This window comes from Nocardioides jensenii JCM 1364 = NBRC 14755 (assembly GCF_001552535.1).
Taxonomy (GTDB): Bacteria; Actinomycetota; Actinomycetes; order Propionibacteriales; family Nocardioidaceae; genus Nocardioides; species Nocardioides jensenii.
On record NZ_BCRJ01000115.1, the window covers coordinates 1 to 16,895 of the forward strand.

The window sequence follows — 16,895 nt, forward strand, 5'->3', positions numbered from 1 at the left end:
GCCCTGTGAAACTGACCGTTTGACACGAAACAACCCGCCACCTGGGCAGAAACGTACGGGGAGCACTGCCCCACCACTAGTCGAGGGAGGCGATGGCGGGCGGCAGATCGGGGCCCTCGCCACGCAGTAGGACGACGAACCTCCCGGGCGCCTGCGTCCGCTCGGTGAGTACGTCGACAGCAATGTCGAAAGCTCTCGAGTCAGCCCGGGCCAGGGTGCTCCAGCCGTCCCAGAGCAACACAACGTCGTCCTCGAGGTCGGCCAGGCAGTCGGCCAGGGCGTCGAAGTTGCGGCCGTAGTAGTCGGGGAAGGACAGCGTCTCCCCCAACGTGGTGAGCACCTCGGCCTTCGTGCCGGCGATCCAGCCGTCGACGTACCCGAACCGCCAACCGGCGTGCTCGACGGCACGACGGACGTCATCGACCTCGAAGCCTGCGTGCCAGGTGAACACACCCGTCGGGTGGTGCCCGGCCAGGATGCCGGCCAGGCCGCTCATCGGTCGATCCTCTCGAACGAGTCGTAGTGGTCGGCGGTCCAGAAGAACTCGTCGTCGCCGCCGGTGACGATGCGCCGCGCTCCGCGGTCGTCCTCACCGGGCGTCGGCACGGTGAACTCGTGGTAGTGGCCACCCTGCTGCTGCGGCAGGATCTGCTCACGGTTCTCGAAGGTGACGCCGTCCCGGTCGTAGGGATAGGGGCCGCCGTCATCGATCAGGTCGAGTGTCTCCCGGGCCTCGACGGGCAGGTCCTCCTCGCTGATCCAGCGCAGACCCGTCTCCGGGTCGACCTCCGAATGGGTGCCCGAGCCGGCGTCGCCCGAGCTGCCATCTGCCCGCGGAGTGCCCTGCGGAACGGAGGAGGTCTGCGAGTCGCGCCCCGTGGTGTCGGCGCCGTCGTTGTCGGTGCCGTCGGACCCTTGTTGGGACCACCACCACAGCCCCGCGACCACGACGAACGCGATCAGGCTGAGGATCTGGCGTTGAGTCCTGCTCAGCCGCACGATTCCGCCTCTCAGAGGGCGATGGCCTGGGCGCGGCGCTTGACCTCGGAGCCGCGGTTCTCACGCAGGGCGTCGATCGGTCGGCCGGGCAGATCGGCGTCGGTGAAGATCCACTCGATGCACTCCCGGTCGTCCCAGTCGCCGTCGTGGAACATCGTCAGCAGGCCGGGCAGCCCCTTGACGACCTCACCGTCCTGCACGAAGTCGGCGGGCACCTTCTGCCCAGCGCCCTCCGCCGGCACGGCGGCAGCGAGCTGGTGCTCGCGGATCATCGTGCGCACCTGGTTCACGCTGATGCCCAGCGCCTTGGCGGTCTCGGACCAGTCCAGCCAGTCGTCGACAAGGGCGCCCAGGTCCGGGCCGGAAGCGGCTGCATCGTTCATTGGGCCAACTCTTCCATCCCGGATGGGTTGACGGAAATCCCTTCCGCAATATCGACCCTTCAGTCACTCCGGTCACTTGAGTAACTTGGATACCTCCGGTTACCGTCGTGTGATTGCCCGTCCGTCACCCACCGCGACACCCGAAGCCCCGCGCGCCGCGCGCCGCGCAGCAGACGAAGGGAAACACTCGTCATGACCTTCCCCGCCTCCACCCGACGACGCTTCCTCCCCCCACTCCGCTCCACCCGTCGCGCGGCGGCCAGCCCCTGGCGCCAGCTCTCCCGGATGGCTGCCGGAGCCGTCACCGTCGGTCTGGTCGCGATGGCCGCGCCCGCCCTGGCCGACCACGAGGCCCAGTCAGGGCGCAAGGTCGTGCGCCACACGGTCCGCTCCGGCGAGACCGCCACCGAGCTGGCCGTGAAGTACCACGCCTGGACCGCCGAGCTCATCTCACTCAACCACCTCGGCCCCTCCGCCACACTGCAGGTCGGCGACCGCATCCAGATCCCCGTCGTGCTCGCCGCGCTGCCGAAGAACAAGCGCCAGGGCGTCACGCCCTCGACGAAGAAGCGACGGGTCGACTCGAACAAGCGACGGGTCGAGAAGAGCTCTCCCCGCCCCGGGCACCCCAGCCGGGCGAAGGTACGCCGCACCATCGTGCACACGGCCCGCGCCCACGATGTCGACCCCAACCTCGCGCTGGCCGTCTCGTGGCAGGAGTCCGGCTGGCAGATGCACCACGTCTCCAGCGCCGATGCGATCGGCGCCATGCAGGTCCTCCGGGGCACCGGCGAGTGGATGTCGCTGTACGCCGGACGTTCCCTCGAGCTCCGACGCACCAAGGACAACGTGCTGGCCGGCGTACTGCTCCTGGACCTGCTCGATGACATGACCGGCCGGCGCAGCCACCAGCTCGGCGCGTACTACCAAGGTCTCGGCGCCGTCCGGGAGCACGGGCTCTACTCGGAGACCAAGGACTACGTGCGCAACGTGACGGCGATCAAGCGTCGTCTCGACGCAACCGGCCACCCCTGATCGATGAGGTGAGCGCCACGCCGGAAAGACGCGTGAGCGGGCGATGACCGGGGCATTCCGTAGGATTGAGGAAGGCGGATCCTTCCCCATCCAGCCGTGCACGGAGGTCGAGCAGTGGAGCCACGCAACGAACGGGATCTCAGCGACCCGTTGATCGGGCGACTTCTCGACAACCGCTACCGCATCGGCCCGCGCATCGCCAGCGGAGGAATGGCCTCGGTCTACGAGGCTCACGACGACCGCCTCGACCGGACGGTCGCGCTCAAGATCATGCACCCGGGCATGGGTGACGACGAGGACTTCGCGGCCAGATTCGTCCGCGAGGCACGCCACGCCGCCAAGCTCTCGCACCCCAACGTGGTCGGCGTCTACGACCAGGGGCGCGACCACGGCACGATCTACCTGGCGATGGAATACGTTCCCGGCCACACCCTGCGTGACGTGATCCGCAAGGAAGCCCCGATGACGCCCCGCAAGGCGTTGGCGCTGATCGAGCCGATCCTCTCCGCGCTCAGCGCCGCCCACCAGGCCCAGCTCATCCACCGCGACATCAAGCCCGAGAACGTGCTGATCGCCACCGACCCGAACACGGGGGCGAGCCGGGTGAAGGTCGCCGACTTCGGTCTGGCCAAGGCGATCAGCGCCGACACCCAGCACACCGCCACGGGAGGCGTGCTGATCGGCACCGTCTCCTATCTGGCACCCGAGCTCGTCGTCGACGGCAGGTCCGACACCCGCGCCGACGTCTACGCCGCCGGGGTCGTCCTCTACGAGCTCCTCACCGGACGCAAGCCCCACGAGGGCGAGTCGCCCATCCAAGTCGCCTACAAGCACGTCCACGAAGACGTCCCCGCACCGTCGGCCACCGTTCCCGGCATCCCGGCGTACGTCGACGCGCTGGTCGCCCGCGCCACCGCCCGGGACCGCTCGCACCGTCCCGCGGACGCGCGCGTGCTGCTGCACCAGGTGCACCGGGTCGCCCAGGCGTTGGCCGAGGGCGTTGTCGACGACCCCGAGCTGGTCGCCGATCTCGCTCCCCCGACGGCCCGCGAGCACGAGGAGGAGCAGTTCCGCGAGGACACCGCTCAGGACCCGTTCGACCAGGCGCGGACGGTGCCACCGAGCGCCACCGACACCCAGGAGCGGCCCAAGCAGCCGGTCGACCAGTTCCCACAGACCAGTCACATCGACCGCGACGCGGTGATGGCCGGACCGATCGCCCGTCCCCTGCCCGACGACCGCGATGCCAGTGGCGCTTCCCCGTGGAATGCGGCCACACCGGCGAAGAAGAAGCGCCGCGGGCCCCTGCTGCTGATCCTCGCCCTCGTGACGGCCCTGGTGGTCGGCGGCGGTGCCTACTGGTTCGGCGTGGCCCGCTACACCACGGCCCCCGGCGTCCTCGACCTCAGCGCCGGCGAGGCACAGCAGAAGATCGAGAAGGCCGGCCTGGAGTACGCCGAGGGCGACCCGGCGTACTCCGAGAGCGTGGCCAAGGGCGCCGTGATCAGCACCGACCCCGGCCCCGGTGACCGAGTGCTCGACGACGGCACCGTCACCGTGGTGCTCTCGCTCGGCAAGGAGAGGTACGACGTCCCGAAGCTGCGCGGCAAGTCCGAGGACGACGCCCAGCAGGCGATCCTCGACGCCCACCTCGACTTCGGCCGTTCGATCCCCCGCTACCACCCGAGCATCCCGGCCGGTCAGGTCATCGGCAGCAACCCGAAGCCCGGCACGTCGCAGAAGCCCGGATCGAGCGTCGACCTCTATCTCAGCCAGGGCCCGCGCCCGATCAAGATCGTGGACTGGACCGGCAAGGATGCCGACAAGGCCCAGGCCTGGTTGGAGAAGAAGGGCCTCGATGTTGACAGGTCCGAGGAGTACGACGACGACGTTCTCGAGGGCGACGTCATCTCGCAGAGCCCCAGCAGCGGTGAGCTGTTCAAGGACGACACCGTGAAGCTCGTGGTCTCGAAGGGACCGGAGCTGGTCGAGGTGCCCCGGGTGATCGGCATGGGCCAGGAGGCGGCGATCGACACGCTCGAGGCCGACGGCTTCAAGGTCGACGTGGAGCACCACGAGAACTACATCGGTCTGGGCTACGTGCTCAGCACCTCACCGGGTCGCGGGGAGAAGATCCCCAAGGGCAGCACGGTCACGATCACCATCGTGTGACCGATAGCCTTGGGCGCATGTCTGACGCCACGCTCCGCAACCCCATCGGCTCCCATGTCACTGTCGGCAAGGGCCTCGCCGCGGGAGCGTTGGCCGATGCTCGCGAGCTTGGCTACGAGACCCTCCAGGTCTTCGTCGGCAACCCGCGCGGTTGGGCCGCGAGCGCCGGCAATCCGGCGCAGGACAAGGCCTTCCGCGCGGCCTGCGACGAGTCCGGCACCCGATCGTTCATCCATGCTCCCTACCTGGTGAACCTGGGCAGCCCCACCGCTGCGACGTACGAGAGATCGGTCGCCACCGTCGCCCACAACCTCAACCGGGCCGCCGAGATCGGTGCCGAGGGTGTCGTCGTCCACACCGGGTCGTTCGTCGACCCCACCGACTCCACGGAGAAGTACGCCGCCGCCATGCGCCAGGTCCGCGAGGGCCTGCTCCCGCTGCTCGAGGCCATCGAGGGTGACGACGCACCCTGGCTGCTGCTCGAGCCCACCGCCGGGCAGGGCCGGTCGCTGTGCGCCGGGGTGGAAGACCTGCAGCCCTACCTCGACGCCCTCGACTTCCACCCGAAGGCGGGTATCTGCCTCGACACCTGCCATGTCTTCGCCGCCGGGGCACCTCTCGACGACGAGGGGGGTACGGCGGCCACCGTCGACCGCATCGTCGAGATCGGCGGGCCGAACCGGCTGCGCCTGATCCACGCCAACGACTCCATGGACGTGCGCGGTGCGTTCAAGGACCGCCACCAGAACATCGGTGCCGGCCACATCGGCGAGGACGCATTCCGTGACCTCTTCGCCCACCCGGCGACCGAGGGTGTGCCGTTCATCCTCGAGACTCCGGGCTCCCGCGAGCCGGGCAACCCCGACGCCGATCTGCTCAAGAAGCTGCGCGAGCAGGCCGCCTCCGGGGCCGGCGCGTGAACGAGGCCCGCACCACCCGGCTGGCCACGCTCGCGCTCCTCGCGATGACCGCCATGTGGGGCTCGACGTTCTTCCTGATCAAGGACCTCTCCGAGCGGATCAGCGCGATCGACTTCCTCGCCGTCCGCTTCCCGATCGCCACGGTCGCACTGTTCCTGCTGTTCCCCAAGGCGCTCGGCCGACTCTCGGCGGAGTCCCGTCGCCAGGCCGTCGTCCTCGGCGTCCTCTACGCCGGTGCCCAGGTGCTGCAGACCATCGGCCTGGCCCACACCGCGGCCTCGGTCTCCGGCTTCATCACGGGGCTCTACGTGGTGTGCACGCCCCTGCTGGCCGCGTTGCTGCTGCGCAGTCGAATCGGCTGGTTGTCCTGGCTGGCCGTGGCGATGGCGATGGCCGGCATCACGGTACTCACCCTGCAGCCCAGCGGCCTGGCCTTCGGGTACGGCGAGAGCCTGACCCTGGTCTCCGCGGTGATCTATGCGCTGCACATCGTGGGGCTCGGGGCCTGGTCGCGCCCCGACGAGGCGATGGGCATGGCGATCGTGCAGCTGGCGGTGATCTCGCTGGTCTGCTTCGTCGGTGCGGCGCCCGGCGGCATCACCGTGCCCGACAACGGACGCGACTGGCTCAGCATCGTCTACATGGCGGTCGGCGCAGGAGCCCTCGCGATGGCCGGGCAGACGTGGGCGCAGGCGCACCTGTCCCCCACCCGCAGCGCGATCATCATGAGCATGGAGCCGGTCTTCGCCGCCTTCTTCGCCGTGTTGGCGGGCGGGGAGAACCTCACTGCCCGGTTGCTCGCCGGTGGGCTGCTGGTCTTCGCCGCGATGCTGGTCGTCGAGCTGATGCCGCGCCGCAAGATCGAGGCCGAGGTCACGCACATCGCCGTCTGAGCCGCGAGAGCGAGGAACGAGCGGGTCGCGGTGAAGCGGCCACCAGAACCGCCGTCTGAGCCGCGAGAGCGAGGAACGAGCGGGTCGCGGTGAAGCGGCCACCAGAACCGCCGTCCGAGCCTCGACAGTGCGGCCGCCGCGGAGGACGATGGGGGTCACGAGGAGGTCATCATGACTGGACACGTGATCCACCTGAACACTGAGATCGACGCTGATCCGGACACGGTGTGGCAGGTGCTGACCGATCTGGTGCACGCCGACCACATTCTCCGCAGCGTCGAGTCGGTCGAGCTGATCAGCGACGGCCCCTACGGCGTCGGCACCACATGGCATGAGCGGCGGGCGATGTTCGGCCACCGGGGCGACGAGGAGCTCCACGTCACCACCGCCGAGGCACCGTTTCGCACCATCCACGAGACGAAGCTGGGCCACGACCGGATCCGTACGGCGTACTCCCTGCAGTCGCACTCGGGCGCACGGACCAAGCTGTTGCTCACCGCCAACATCGACACCGCTGAACGGAACCGGGCCGAGGCCCTGATGTGGAACATCTGGGGCGGGTTCAGCTTCGACTCGACCCGACGGATGCTCAACCACGACCTGGAGGACATCAAGTCGGAGGCCGAGACCCGGGTCGGAAGGTCACAGGTCGATTCCGCATCCTGAATAACAACCGACGACACCGGGGCCCGCCACTACTCTCAGTTCATGGTTGTCGTCATGTCCCCCGAGGCGACCGACGAAGACATCGCACGCGTGGTCTCCCGCGTCGAGGGCGTCGGCGGTGAAGCGTTCGTCTCCAAAGGTGTCGTGCGCACCATCATCGGTCTGGTCGGAGACATCGAGTCGTTCCACCACCTCAACCTGCGCACCCTGCCGGGGGTCGCGGACGTGCACCGCATCTCCGACCCCTACAAGTTGGTCAGCCGCCAGCACCACGCCGAACGCTCCACGGTCTGGGTCGGCCCCGAGGGCCGGCAGGTTCCGATCGGCCCCGACTCGTTCACGTTCATTGCCGGGCCGTGTGCCGTCGAGACCGCCGACCAGACCGTCGAAGCGGCCCGGATGGCCCAGTCCGCGGGCGCCACGATCCTGCGCGGCGGCGCGTTCAAGCCGCGCACCTCGCCGTATGCCTTCCAGGGGCTCGGCGTGGCCGGCCTCGAGATCCTGGCCGGGGTGCGCGAGTCCACCGGCATGCCCGTGGTCACCGAGGTGGTCGACGCCCGCGACGTGCCTGTCGTGGCCGAATACGCCGACATGCTCCAGATCGGCACCCGCAACGCCGCCAACTTCGGCCTCCTCCAGGCCGTCGGCGAGTCGGGCAAGCCGGTGCTCCTCAAGCGCGGCATGACGGCCACCATCGAGGAGTGGCTGATGGCCGCCGAGTACGTCGCCCAGCGCGGCAACCTCGACATCGTGCTCTGCGAACGCGGCATCCGCACGTTCGAGCCCTCCACGCGCAACACTCTCGACATCTCCGCGGTGCCGGTGGTGCAGGCCACCAGTCATCTGCCGATCATCATCGACCCCTCCCACGCCGCCGGGCGCAAAGACCTCGTCGTGCCACTCTCCCGGGCGGCGATCGCGGTCGGGGCCGACGGTGTGATCGTCGACGTCCACCCGCAGCCCGAGGTCGCGCTCTGCGACGGGCCCCAGGCCCTGCTCGGCACCGAGCTGCGCGAGCTGGCCCAGGCGGTACGCCGACTGCCCCCGGCCGTGGGTCGGGTCGACGCGAGCACGCTCAAGCGCTGACCGGGCCACTCGCAAGGGAGTCGGGCCACGGTTCAGGGCTTGACCGCACCGGATAGAAATTGGACGACGTCCCCCACCGATCAGGAGCCATCCGTGCCCGCGCCCACCATGCTCACCGTCACGTCGAGCGAGCAGCTGACGCCACACCTGGTGCGCGTGCACTTCACCGGTGAGCTCACCAACTTCTCCGGGAGCACCGAGACCGACCGCTACGTGAAGCTGGTCTTCAAGCAGCCGGGCGTCGACTACCCCGAGCCACTGGACATGAAGGCCCTGCGCGGAACGCTTCCTCCGGAGCAGATGCCGGTGGTGCGCACCTACACGGTGCGCCGGCTCGACACCGCGGCCGGCACCCTGGCCATCGACTTCGTGGTGCACGGAGACGAGGGGGTCGCCGGCCCCTGGGCTGCCAGCGCCCGGCCCGGGGACGAGCTTCCGGCCAACGGTCCCGGCGGCGGATACGCACCACGTGAGGACGTCGACTGGCACCTGTTGGCCTGTGACGAGTCCGGGCTGCCCGCGGTGGCGGCGGCCATCGAGGCGCTTCCCGACCACGCCGTGGCTCGAGTGCTGGTCGAGGTCGCAGGCGAGGACGACGTGATCGAGCTCGACGAGGGTGAGGGAGTCGAGGTCACCTGGCTGCTCCGCGGCGCCCCCTCCCACGACGTACCCGAGGAACGGGCCGGCAAGAACGCTCCCCTGGTGCAGGCGATCCGCGACCTGGACTGGCTGCCCGGACGCGTGCAGGCCTTCGTGCACGGCGAGGCGGCGGCCGTGATGCACGGCGTACGGCCCCTGCTGCTCGTCGAGAGAGGTCTGACCCGCGACGACGTGTCGATCTCGGGCTACTGGCGCCGTGGACGCACCGAGGAGGGGTTCCGCGAGTGGAAGCAGGAGCTGGCCCGCACGGAGGCCTGAGCCGGCCACGGTTTCGCCCGTTTCGTCACGTCGCCTAGGCTCTTGGGCGTTCACGGGGCGAGGAGCGACATGAATTTCTGTAGGCAATGCGGTGCAGCACTCGGTCCGGGCCGGTTCTGCATCAACTGTGGCGCGCCCGTCGACCAGCAACCCACTGCCCGCGGCAACGACGAGTCGGCCGCGGAGAAGACGGCGGTCAGACTGCCCGCGGTCCAACCGGATGCCTCCACGGGCACCCGTTATCCGCTCTACCCGCCGGCGGGTCAGCCCAGCGAGCCGACGCCGCCGCCCTTGTTCGCCGACGAGGTCACCACCCGTGCCCCCGAGCAGTCGCCTGCCTCACCCTGGGTGCCGGCCTCGAGCACCCAGACCTCGCCCCGGTTTCCGGCCCAGCCGCAGAGTCCGGCCCAGCCGCCGGCCGATGTCGGTTCCCACCGCTCCGGTCAGGACAAGCGCTCCCCGCTGATCTGGCTCCTCCCGTTGCTGGTGGCGCTGATCGCCGCGGCCAGCATCGGCGTCTGGCTCGGCAACCGCGACGACGGCTCGACCGACACCCGCGGATCCGACGACCAGTCACAGACCACCGGCGACTCCACCGGGTCGACGTCGCCGAGCACCGACCCCACCCCGACCACGCCGACCACGCCGTCGCCCGACGCCGATGCCAAGGACCTCGCTTCCGAGGTGACCGCCTCCGGTCCGCCGCCGCGTCGACCCGGCAAGGACGTGAACGGCAAGAAGGTCAGCTATCCGGTGACGAACATGTTCGACGGCTCACCCTCGACGGCGTACCGCATCGCCGGCGACGGCACCGGCGAGACGATCACGTTCACCCTGCCGGCCGAGTCGACGATCAAGGAAGTCGGCCTGATCAACGGGTACGCCAAGCTGGACCCAGGCGCGAACTGGTACCAGCGCAACCGCAAGATCACCAAGGTGGAGTGGCTCTTCGACGACGGCACGAGCCTCGAGCAGACCTTGCGCAACACCACGGACATGCAGGTGATCGGGGTCAAGGACGCGGTCACCAGCACCATCCGCATGCGCATCGTGTCGGTCACCGAACACTCCGGACCGCCGTTGTGGAACGTGACCGCGGTCAGCGAGGTCGTGCTCCGCGGCACCACCGACTGACGTCGAAGGTTTGGACCCGATCTGAGGGGGTATCGCCCCCGAGTCGACCGCGCCTGAGCGCGCCCGCACCCGCGGGCCACTAGGGTGCTGTCACTGACAGTTGTCGCGAGTGACACAACGATCGGAGTCATCACCATGAGCCAGTGCCCGCAATGCGGTACGGCGACCACGGTGGGCCAGCCCTTCTGCGGCGCGTGTGGGGCAACCCTCGCACCAGCGGCCCAGGCACCCACCCCTGACGAGGGCCAGACCCAGATCCGGGGTCAGCAGCCGACCGAACAGTTCCCGGCGCAGCAGCCGCCCCAGCAGTGGGGTCAGCCACAGCAGCCTCCCGCCCCGCCCGCCGGCCAGCAGTACGGCGCTCCGCAGGGCCAGCCCCAACCGCCACAAGGTCCGCCGCCCGGCCAGCCCCAGTACGGCGCCCCCCAGGGCCAGCCTCAGCACGGTGCGCCGCAGGGCCAGCAGTACGGCGCTCACCAGGCCGCTCCTCAGGGTCAGCAGTGGGGTGCTCCGCAGGGTCAGCAGTACGGCTCACAGCAGCAGTACGGCGGCCCGCAGGGTGGCGGCTTCGACTTCTCAAAGCTGTTGATCGGCAACTGGGCCGGCATGGCGATGGTGGCCGGGGCCGCCCTCGGTGTCGCCTTTGTCCTGGGTCTGATCTTCGCGTTCACCACGGCCGACGACCTCTCGGTCGGCAGTGCCATCTGGACCACGCTTGCGCAGACCGCCGCCGCGTTCGGTGCGAACACGATCGTCGACGGTGGTGAGACCTTCGGTGGGGGCGACTCGTCGTTGAGCCTGGGCCAGTACCCACTCCTTGCCACTTTCCTGGCCTTCGGCGTGGCTGGCTACCTGTTCCGCCGTACCACCGCGTCCTACACGAACATCAAGGACGCCTTGCTCGACGCGGTCCGCGCCGCACTGATTCTCGCCGTCGCCGTCACCGTGATCGCCATCGTGGTCAGCATCGCCAGCCCCGAGATCAAGGGCTACCTCGACCAGGGCTCCGACGGTGACTCCGTCGGCATTCTCGTCTTCAACGGTGACTCGAAGGTGTCCGTCGCCGGAGCGATCTTCCTGCCACTGATCCTGATGACCGTCGTGCTTGCCCTCGTCGCGTTCACGCGCCGCGACTGGCTCACCGGCAAGGCAGCACTGGTGCACGACTGGGTCGCCGCGCCGATCAAGGGACTGGGCGCCCTCGTGGCCGGACTCTTCGTGCTCGGACTGATCTATGCGATCTGCCAGATCATCGGCGAGAAGGACGCCCGCGGATTCGTCGAGGTGATGCGTGCACTGGTCGTGCTGCCCAGTATGGGTGTCTTCCTTCTCGGTCTCGGCGTCTTCGGAAAGATGGGCTCCACCTCGGAGTACGACGGCCCGGGTGGCGATGACGAAGAGAGCGACTGGGACCGCATCGGCGACTTCGCCGACGACCACGGAGCGGTCTTCTGGGTCGCGCCCATCGCCGCCATCGCGCTGGCAGCGGGTGTTCTCTGGTACATCCACACCGTGACTCCCGACAAGACGAAGCTGCTGAAGAACTTCGGCATCTACCTCGCCTCGTTGATCGTCTTCGTGCCGATCCTGGTTCGGTTCGCCAACGCCCACGTGGGCGGTGAGATCGAGGCCGACGGCGATGACGGAAGCTTCTCCTCCACCGTGGGCATCGAGGGCTTCCAGACGATGTTCTTCTTCCTGCTGATCTCGTTGGTCGCGGCGGCCGTCATCCTCGTGGTGACCGGCAACCTCGACGTCAACGCGCTCAAGGCCAAGGCATCCAGCTTCCAGGGGCAGCCCGGACAGGGCCAGCCGGGCCAGCAGTGGGGCCAACCCCAGCAGGGCCAGCCCGGCCAGCAGTGGGGCCAGCCCCAGCAGGGCCAGCCTCAGGGTCAACCCGGCCAGCACTGGGGCCAACCCCAACAGGGCCAGCCGCAAGGCCAGCCCGGCCAGCAGTGGGGCCAGCCGCAGGGTCAGCCCCAGCCGCCGCAGGGGCAGCCGCCGCAGGGTCAGCCGCCGCAGCAGTGGGGTCAGCCCCAACAGCCGCAGCAGCCGCCCTACGGCCAGCAGCCGCCGCAGCAGGGTGGGTGGCAGCCGCCCAACCAGTGACCTGACTGGGTGCACAGGCACATCACGACAGCCGTCGGTCCGCACGTGCGGACCGACGGCTGTCGTCGTTCTCGGGAACGACGCGGAACAGTTCCTGGATTCGGGCACGAGTGGGGGTGGTTCGCACTACTCTGCGGCGCAGGCCACCAGCGATTCGGAGTCAACGATGAAGTTCTGCCCGCAGTGCGGCACCCCCACCTCCCCCGGCCACGCCTTCTGCGGTTCCTGCGGAAGCCCGTTGGCCGCTCCTGGTGCAACCGGCGGCGAGGCCGCGGCGGAGGAGCTGACCACGACGGTGATCAGGGACCCGCAGCCGTCGCCCTTCGCGCCACCACGACAGCCGGAGGGCGGTGCGCCCTCGACTCCGTGGCAGGGCGCCCCGACACCTGAACCCGCGCCCACCCACGCGCCCTCGCCCTGGGGCACCCACCCGCAGCCCGCCGCCTTCCCCCCGCAGGGGTGGGCTCCGAGCCCGGGGCCCCACGGATCCGGGCTCGCACCGACGGGCCGGGCGCCGGCTTCGCACGTCCCCGGCCAGCCTGCTCCGGCTGGCCCCGGAGGCTCGATCGACTTCCGCCAGCTCCTGGTCGGCAACTGGGTCGCAGCCTTCCTGACTGCCTTCTTCGCACTGTTCCTGGCCTTCGGCCTCTCGGCCGGCCTGATCTGGATGGGCGACCCACCCGAGACCGGCACCAAGGACCGGCTCGTCCACAGCGCCGTGGCCGCAGCGGCGACCGTGAGCGTCGATGCCACCGGCAGCCTCGAGTACGACGGCGGCGAGATCCACGGGCACGGCGGGACGGTTCCGCTGACCGTTGCCCTGATCAGCCTGGGTGGCGCGGCCTGGTTGTTCCGGCGGATGACGCGCAGCTACCCGACCGTCGGCCACGCGCTGGGCGATGCCGTGCGAGCCGGACTGCTCTACGCCGTGATGCTGATGGTGTTGGCGATCAGTCTTCGTGGCAATGAGGACAGCGACCTCGCCGAGGAGATGTTCGGGGACGGTGACGACGGCAGTGTCGACTGGGGCGCCACCGTCGCGAGCTCGTTCTTCCTGGGCCTGCTGGTGGTCACGGTCGTTCTGGGCCTTGCCTGCCTCGTGCGCAGGGACTGGCTCGGTCCCCGTCTCCGGCGCGCCCACGACGTCGTCGCGGGCCCACTCCGAGGCGTCGCGGCCTACCTACTCCTGCTGCCCGTGGCCGGCGGCATCGCCAACCTGGCGTTCTGGTTCACCGCCAACAATGATGCGACCGACACCGACGGCGCCGACGCCAACCAGGTGGCCGCCGTGGTCATCGGCTCTCTCGGCAACGTCGGTGCCCTCTTCCAGAGCCTCGGCTCGGGAGCCCGGATCGGCGCATCGTGGGACAGCCGCGAATGGGAGGGCGACCGGGGCGCCGAGTGGCACCGGCTCAACTGGGTCATCGACCAGGGCGATGCCTGGGGTGGATGGTTCGCGATCCCGACGCTGCTGCTGGTGCTGATCGTCTCGGCGTACGTCGTGCTGCGGGGCGGCCGGGCAACCGGACGGCCGATGACCAACCTGCTCGTCTGGGCAGGCGCCATGCTCGTGGTCTCCCCCGTCTTGTCCCGTGTGGCATCGGTGCGCGGAAGCGGCTCCGGTGACGGCGGCGACGGCGAGAGCTTCTCGGCCGAGGGGTACGCCGGAGTCAAGCCGAGCGACTATCTCCTGATTCCGCTGATCGCGTTGCTGGTGGCGCTCGTCGTGGGAGCCCTCACCGGCGCATTCGACGTCAGGGCACTCGCCTCCCGCATGCAACAGCACCCGGCCGGCGCCGGCGTTCAGCAGTCCGGTGAATGGCGTGGCCAGCCGCAGTCCTTCGCCGCCCCCGCTGCACAGAGCTCGGCGTACGCCGGGCCACCGACCGGCGAGGATCACAACGCCACCCGGTTGCGGACGGATCCGCTCCACGACGACGAACCGCCCACACAGTGGGGTCAGTCGGTCGAACCTCCACGGTGACACAGGATCCGCGCCACCTCCCGGGGAGGCGGGCGGATCGACGTCAGCCGGCGGCCAGTCGCAACAGCACCGCGGCCGCCCGCTGGGCGTCCTCGGTGGTCACGTCGAGGTGAGTGACCAGCCGGACCGCACGAGGCCCCACCGCCGAGATCCGCACACCCGACTCCCCCGCGGCGGCCACGAACCCGGCCGCGTCGGGATGGTCGAAGACCACGATGTTGGTCGCGACGGCGGCGGGGTCGACGCCGACCGCCTCGGCCAACAGCCGCGCGTGAGCGTGATCATCGGCCAGCCGCTCGACGTGATGCTCGAGCGCGTGCAGACCGGCGGCCGCCAGCACACCCACCTGGCGCATGCCGCCGCCCATCCGCTTGCGCCAGATGCGGCTCTCGTCGATGGCGTCCTGGTCGCCCACGACCAGTGATCCGATCGGTGCCCCCAACCCCTTCGAGAGGCACACGGCCATCACGTCGGCGGTCCGGCCGTAGTCGGCCAGTGCCACGCCGGTCGCGACATGGGCGTTCCAGATCCGGGCGCCGTCCAGGTGAATGCGCGCGCCCGTGGAGTCGGCGTACTGGCGCAGGGCAATCAGGTCCTCGATCGGCAGCACCGTGCCACCGGCGAAGTTGTGCGTGTTCTCGACGGCGATCGCGGCCGTGGGCACGAAGAACGGACCCATGTCGGGTGCAAACAGCTCCTTGACCGCAGGCAGGTCGATGCCGCCGGTGGGGTGACTCCAGGTGCGCATGGTGATGCCGGTGTAAGCGGCATGGGCGCCGAGCTCTGCGCGGGCGATGTGGGCGCGCGCCTCACACAGCACCTCCTGGCCGACTCCGGCGACGGTGCGGACGGCGAGCACGTTGGCCATCGAACCCGTCGGGGTGAACAGCGCCGCCTGGTGGCCGAAGAGCTCGGCCACCCGCTCCTCGATCTCGCGAACCGTCGGGTCCTCGCCATACACGTCGTCACCGACCTCGGCGTCGGCCATCGCGCGCCGCATGGCGGCCGTCGGTCGAGTCAGGGTGTCACTGCGCAGATCGACAATTTCGCTCACAACCCCATCCTCGCAGGTGCCCACTGAGCGTCGTCAGACGTGGTGCCGGGCAAGGCGGAGCGGAGCAGGGGGCCCATTGTGGAGCGCAGCGAGACGGCCGTCGACAACTACGCCGCCATGTGCCACGGATGGCGACGTTCAGGCCTTGCGCAGCATCTCGGCGACGAGAAAGGACAGCTCCAGTGACTGCACCCGGTTCAGGCGCGGGTCGCACACCGACTCATAACGGTTGCCGAGGTCGATCTCGGCCAGCGCCTCACCGCCGCCGACGCACTCGGTGACGTCGTCACCGGTGAGCTCGACATGCACACCACCGGGCCAGGTGCCCAGGGCGCGGTGGACGTCGAAGAAGCCCTGGACCTCCTCGATGACGTCATCGAAGCGACGAGTCTTGTAGCCCGACGATGCCTCGAACGTGTTGCCGTGCATCGGGTCGCAGACCCATGCCACGTTGACGCCGGCTGCGGCGACCTTCTCGACCAGGCTGGGCAGACCGTCACGGATCTTGCCGGCGCCGAAGCGCGTGATGAAGGTGAGTCGCCCGGCCTCGTTCGTCGGGTTCAGCTTCGCGGCCAGGGCCAGGGCGTCGTCCGCCGTCGTGGTGGGACCGAGCTTCACGCCGATCGGGTTCTGGATGCGGCTGAGCAGCTCCACGTGGGCACCGTCGAGCTGACGGGTGCGCTCACCGATCCACACGAAGTGGCTGGAGACGTCGTAAGGAAGGTCGGTCCGGGAGTCGATGCGGGTCATCGCGTGTTCGTACTCCAGCACCAGCGCCTCGTGGCTGGAGTGGAAGTCGACCCGGTGGAACTCGTCGGGGTCGGCCCCGATCGCCTTCATGAACGTCAGAGCCCGCTCGATCTCGCCGGCCATCAACTCGTAGCGCTGGGCATGAGGCGACTCGCGGACGAAGTCGTTGTTCCAGGTGTGCACCTGCCGCAGGTCGGCGTACCCGCCGTTGACGAACGCGCGGATCAGGTTGAGCGTGGCGGCCGACGCGTTGTAGACGTCGACCAGGCGCTGCGGGTCGGGCGTGCGGGACTCCGGGGTGAACTCGAACCCGTTGACGGCGTCACCGCGGTAGGCCGGCAGGGTGATGTCGCCACGGGTCTCGGTGTCTGAGGAACGCGGCTTGGCGTACTGCCCGGCCAGCCGGCCCAGCTTCACGACCGGAACCGAGCCGGCGTAGGTGAGCACGACGGCCATCTGCAGCAGGACCCGCAACTTGTTGCGGACGTTGTCGGCGGTCACCCCGGCAAACGTCTCGGCGCAGTCGCCACCCTGGAGCAGGAAGGCCTCACCGCGGCTGACCGCCGCCAGCTTGGTCTTGAGGTCGTCGCACTCCCCGGCGAAGACCAGCGGCGGACAGTGACGCAGCCTCGCCACGGCTGCGTCCACGGCTTCGGAGTCGGGGTACGTCGGCTGCTGGGCGGCACCCTGGGCGTGCAGGGCGGCGAGGTCGGGAATCACGCCCCCCAGACTACGTCCTGCCGCCGGCCAGACCGCACCCGATCCACGGCCGCCGGGTCGTCGGAGGCACGG

At 69.5% G+C, this 16,895-nt stretch carries 15 protein-coding genes; 10 read left to right on the top strand and 5 right to left on the bottom strand.

Going from position 1 to position 16,895, the window contains the following annotated elements:
- Positions 1 to 76: 76 nt before the first annotated feature.
- Genes NJ4_RS21775 through NJ4_RS21785 form a run of 3 tightly spaced genes read right to left on the bottom strand, consistent with a single transcriptional unit; the run spans position 77 to position 1,382 of the window.
- Complete coding sequence (locus NJ4_RS21775; RefSeq protein WP_067440437.1) at positions 77 to 496, bottom strand: barstar family protein; 420 nt, start codon at positions 494 to 496, stop codon at positions 77 to 79.
- Positions 493 to 999 (bottom strand): ribonuclease domain-containing protein, encoded by a 507-nt coding sequence (locus NJ4_RS26790; protein WP_067440439.1) that lies wholly within the window; start codon positions 997 to 999, stop codon positions 493 to 495. Before NJ4_RS26790 ends, NJ4_RS21775 begins: the two co-directional genes overlap by 4 nt.
- 11 nt (positions 1,000 to 1,010) lie before the next feature.
- Complete coding sequence (locus tag NJ4_RS21785; protein WP_067440442.1) at positions 1,011 to 1,382, bottom strand: Rv2175c family DNA-binding protein; 372 nt, start codon at positions 1,380 to 1,382, stop codon at positions 1,011 to 1,013.
- Positions 1,383 to 1,574: 192 nt separating this feature from the next.
- Here NJ4_RS21785 and NJ4_RS21790 point away from each other — a divergent pair, with 192 nt between their 5' ends.
- From NJ4_RS21790 to NJ4_RS21835, 10 genes are all read left to right on the top strand, one after another.
- A complete protein-coding gene (locus NJ4_RS21790; RefSeq protein WP_067440445.1) occupies positions 1,575 to 2,417 on the top strand; it encodes a transglycosylase SLT domain-containing protein in 843 nt (280 codons plus the stop codon).
- A 114-nt stretch (positions 2,418 to 2,531) separates the two neighbouring features.
- Positions 2,532 to 4,589 (top strand): Stk1 family PASTA domain-containing Ser/Thr kinase, encoded by a 2,058-nt coding sequence (gene pknB / locus NJ4_RS21795; protein WP_067440448.1) that lies wholly within the window; start codon positions 2,532 to 2,534, stop codon positions 4,587 to 4,589.
- A 17-nt stretch (positions 4,590 to 4,606) separates the two neighbouring features.
- Positions 4,607 to 5,509: a deoxyribonuclease IV gene (locus NJ4_RS21800; RefSeq protein WP_067440451.1), complete on the top strand. Its 903-nt coding sequence runs from the start codon at positions 4,607 to 4,609 to the stop codon at positions 5,507 to 5,509.
- Complete coding sequence (locus NJ4_RS21805; protein WP_082749016.1) at positions 5,506 to 6,402, top strand: DMT family transporter; 897 nt, start codon at positions 5,506 to 5,508, stop codon at positions 6,400 to 6,402. The genes NJ4_RS21800 and NJ4_RS21805 overlap by 4 nt, the downstream gene beginning before the upstream one ends.
- A gap of 171 nt (positions 6,403 to 6,573) precedes the next feature.
- Positions 6,574 to 7,068: an SRPBCC family protein gene (locus NJ4_RS21810; protein WP_157551288.1), complete on the top strand. Its 495-nt coding sequence runs from the start codon at positions 6,574 to 6,576 to the stop codon at positions 7,066 to 7,068.
- A gap of 42 nt (positions 7,069 to 7,110) precedes the next feature.
- Positions 7,111 to 8,154 (top strand): 3-deoxy-7-phosphoheptulonate synthase, encoded by a 1,044-nt coding sequence (gene aroF / locus NJ4_RS21815; RefSeq protein WP_067440457.1) that lies wholly within the window; start codon positions 7,111 to 7,113, stop codon positions 8,152 to 8,154.
- A 93-nt stretch (positions 8,155 to 8,247) separates the two neighbouring features.
- Complete coding sequence (locus NJ4_RS21820; RefSeq protein WP_245644664.1) at positions 8,248 to 9,072, top strand: siderophore-interacting protein; 825 nt, start codon at positions 8,248 to 8,250, stop codon at positions 9,070 to 9,072.
- Between the two features lie 69 nt (positions 9,073 to 9,141).
- Complete coding sequence (locus NJ4_RS21825) at positions 9,142 to 10,206, top strand: zinc ribbon domain-containing protein (RefSeq protein WP_082749018.1); 1,065 nt, start codon at positions 9,142 to 9,144, stop codon at positions 10,204 to 10,206.
- A gap of 135 nt (positions 10,207 to 10,341) precedes the next feature.
- Positions 10,342 to 12,315 carry a zinc ribbon domain-containing protein gene (locus tag NJ4_RS26265; protein WP_157551289.1) on the top strand — a complete coding sequence of 658 codons (1,974 nt, stop codon included), beginning with the start codon at positions 10,342 to 10,344 and terminating at the stop codon, positions 12,313 to 12,315.
- A 166-nt stretch (positions 12,316 to 12,481) separates the two neighbouring features.
- A complete protein-coding gene (locus NJ4_RS21835) occupies positions 12,482 to 14,299 on the top strand; it encodes a zinc-ribbon domain-containing protein (protein WP_067440469.1) in 1,818 nt (605 codons plus the stop codon).
- Between the two features lie 43 nt (positions 14,300 to 14,342).
- Here the strand turns inward: NJ4_RS21835 and NJ4_RS21840 are convergent, their stop codons facing one another.
- Together NJ4_RS21840 and NJ4_RS21845 are read right to left on the bottom strand one after the other, a co-directional pair.
- The gene (locus NJ4_RS21840; RefSeq protein ID WP_322787645.1) at positions 14,343 to 15,353 is read right to left on the bottom strand and encodes a threonine aldolase family protein; all 1,011 of its coding nucleotides are present in this window, start codon (positions 15,351 to 15,353) and stop codon (positions 14,343 to 14,345) included.
- A 138-nt stretch (positions 15,354 to 15,491) separates the two neighbouring features.
- Positions 15,492 to 16,823, bottom strand: coding sequence for a class II 3-deoxy-7-phosphoheptulonate synthase (locus NJ4_RS21845; protein WP_067440472.1), 1,332 nt, complete (start codon positions 16,821 to 16,823; stop codon positions 15,492 to 15,494).
- Positions 16,824 to 16,895: the final 72 nt, after the last annotated feature.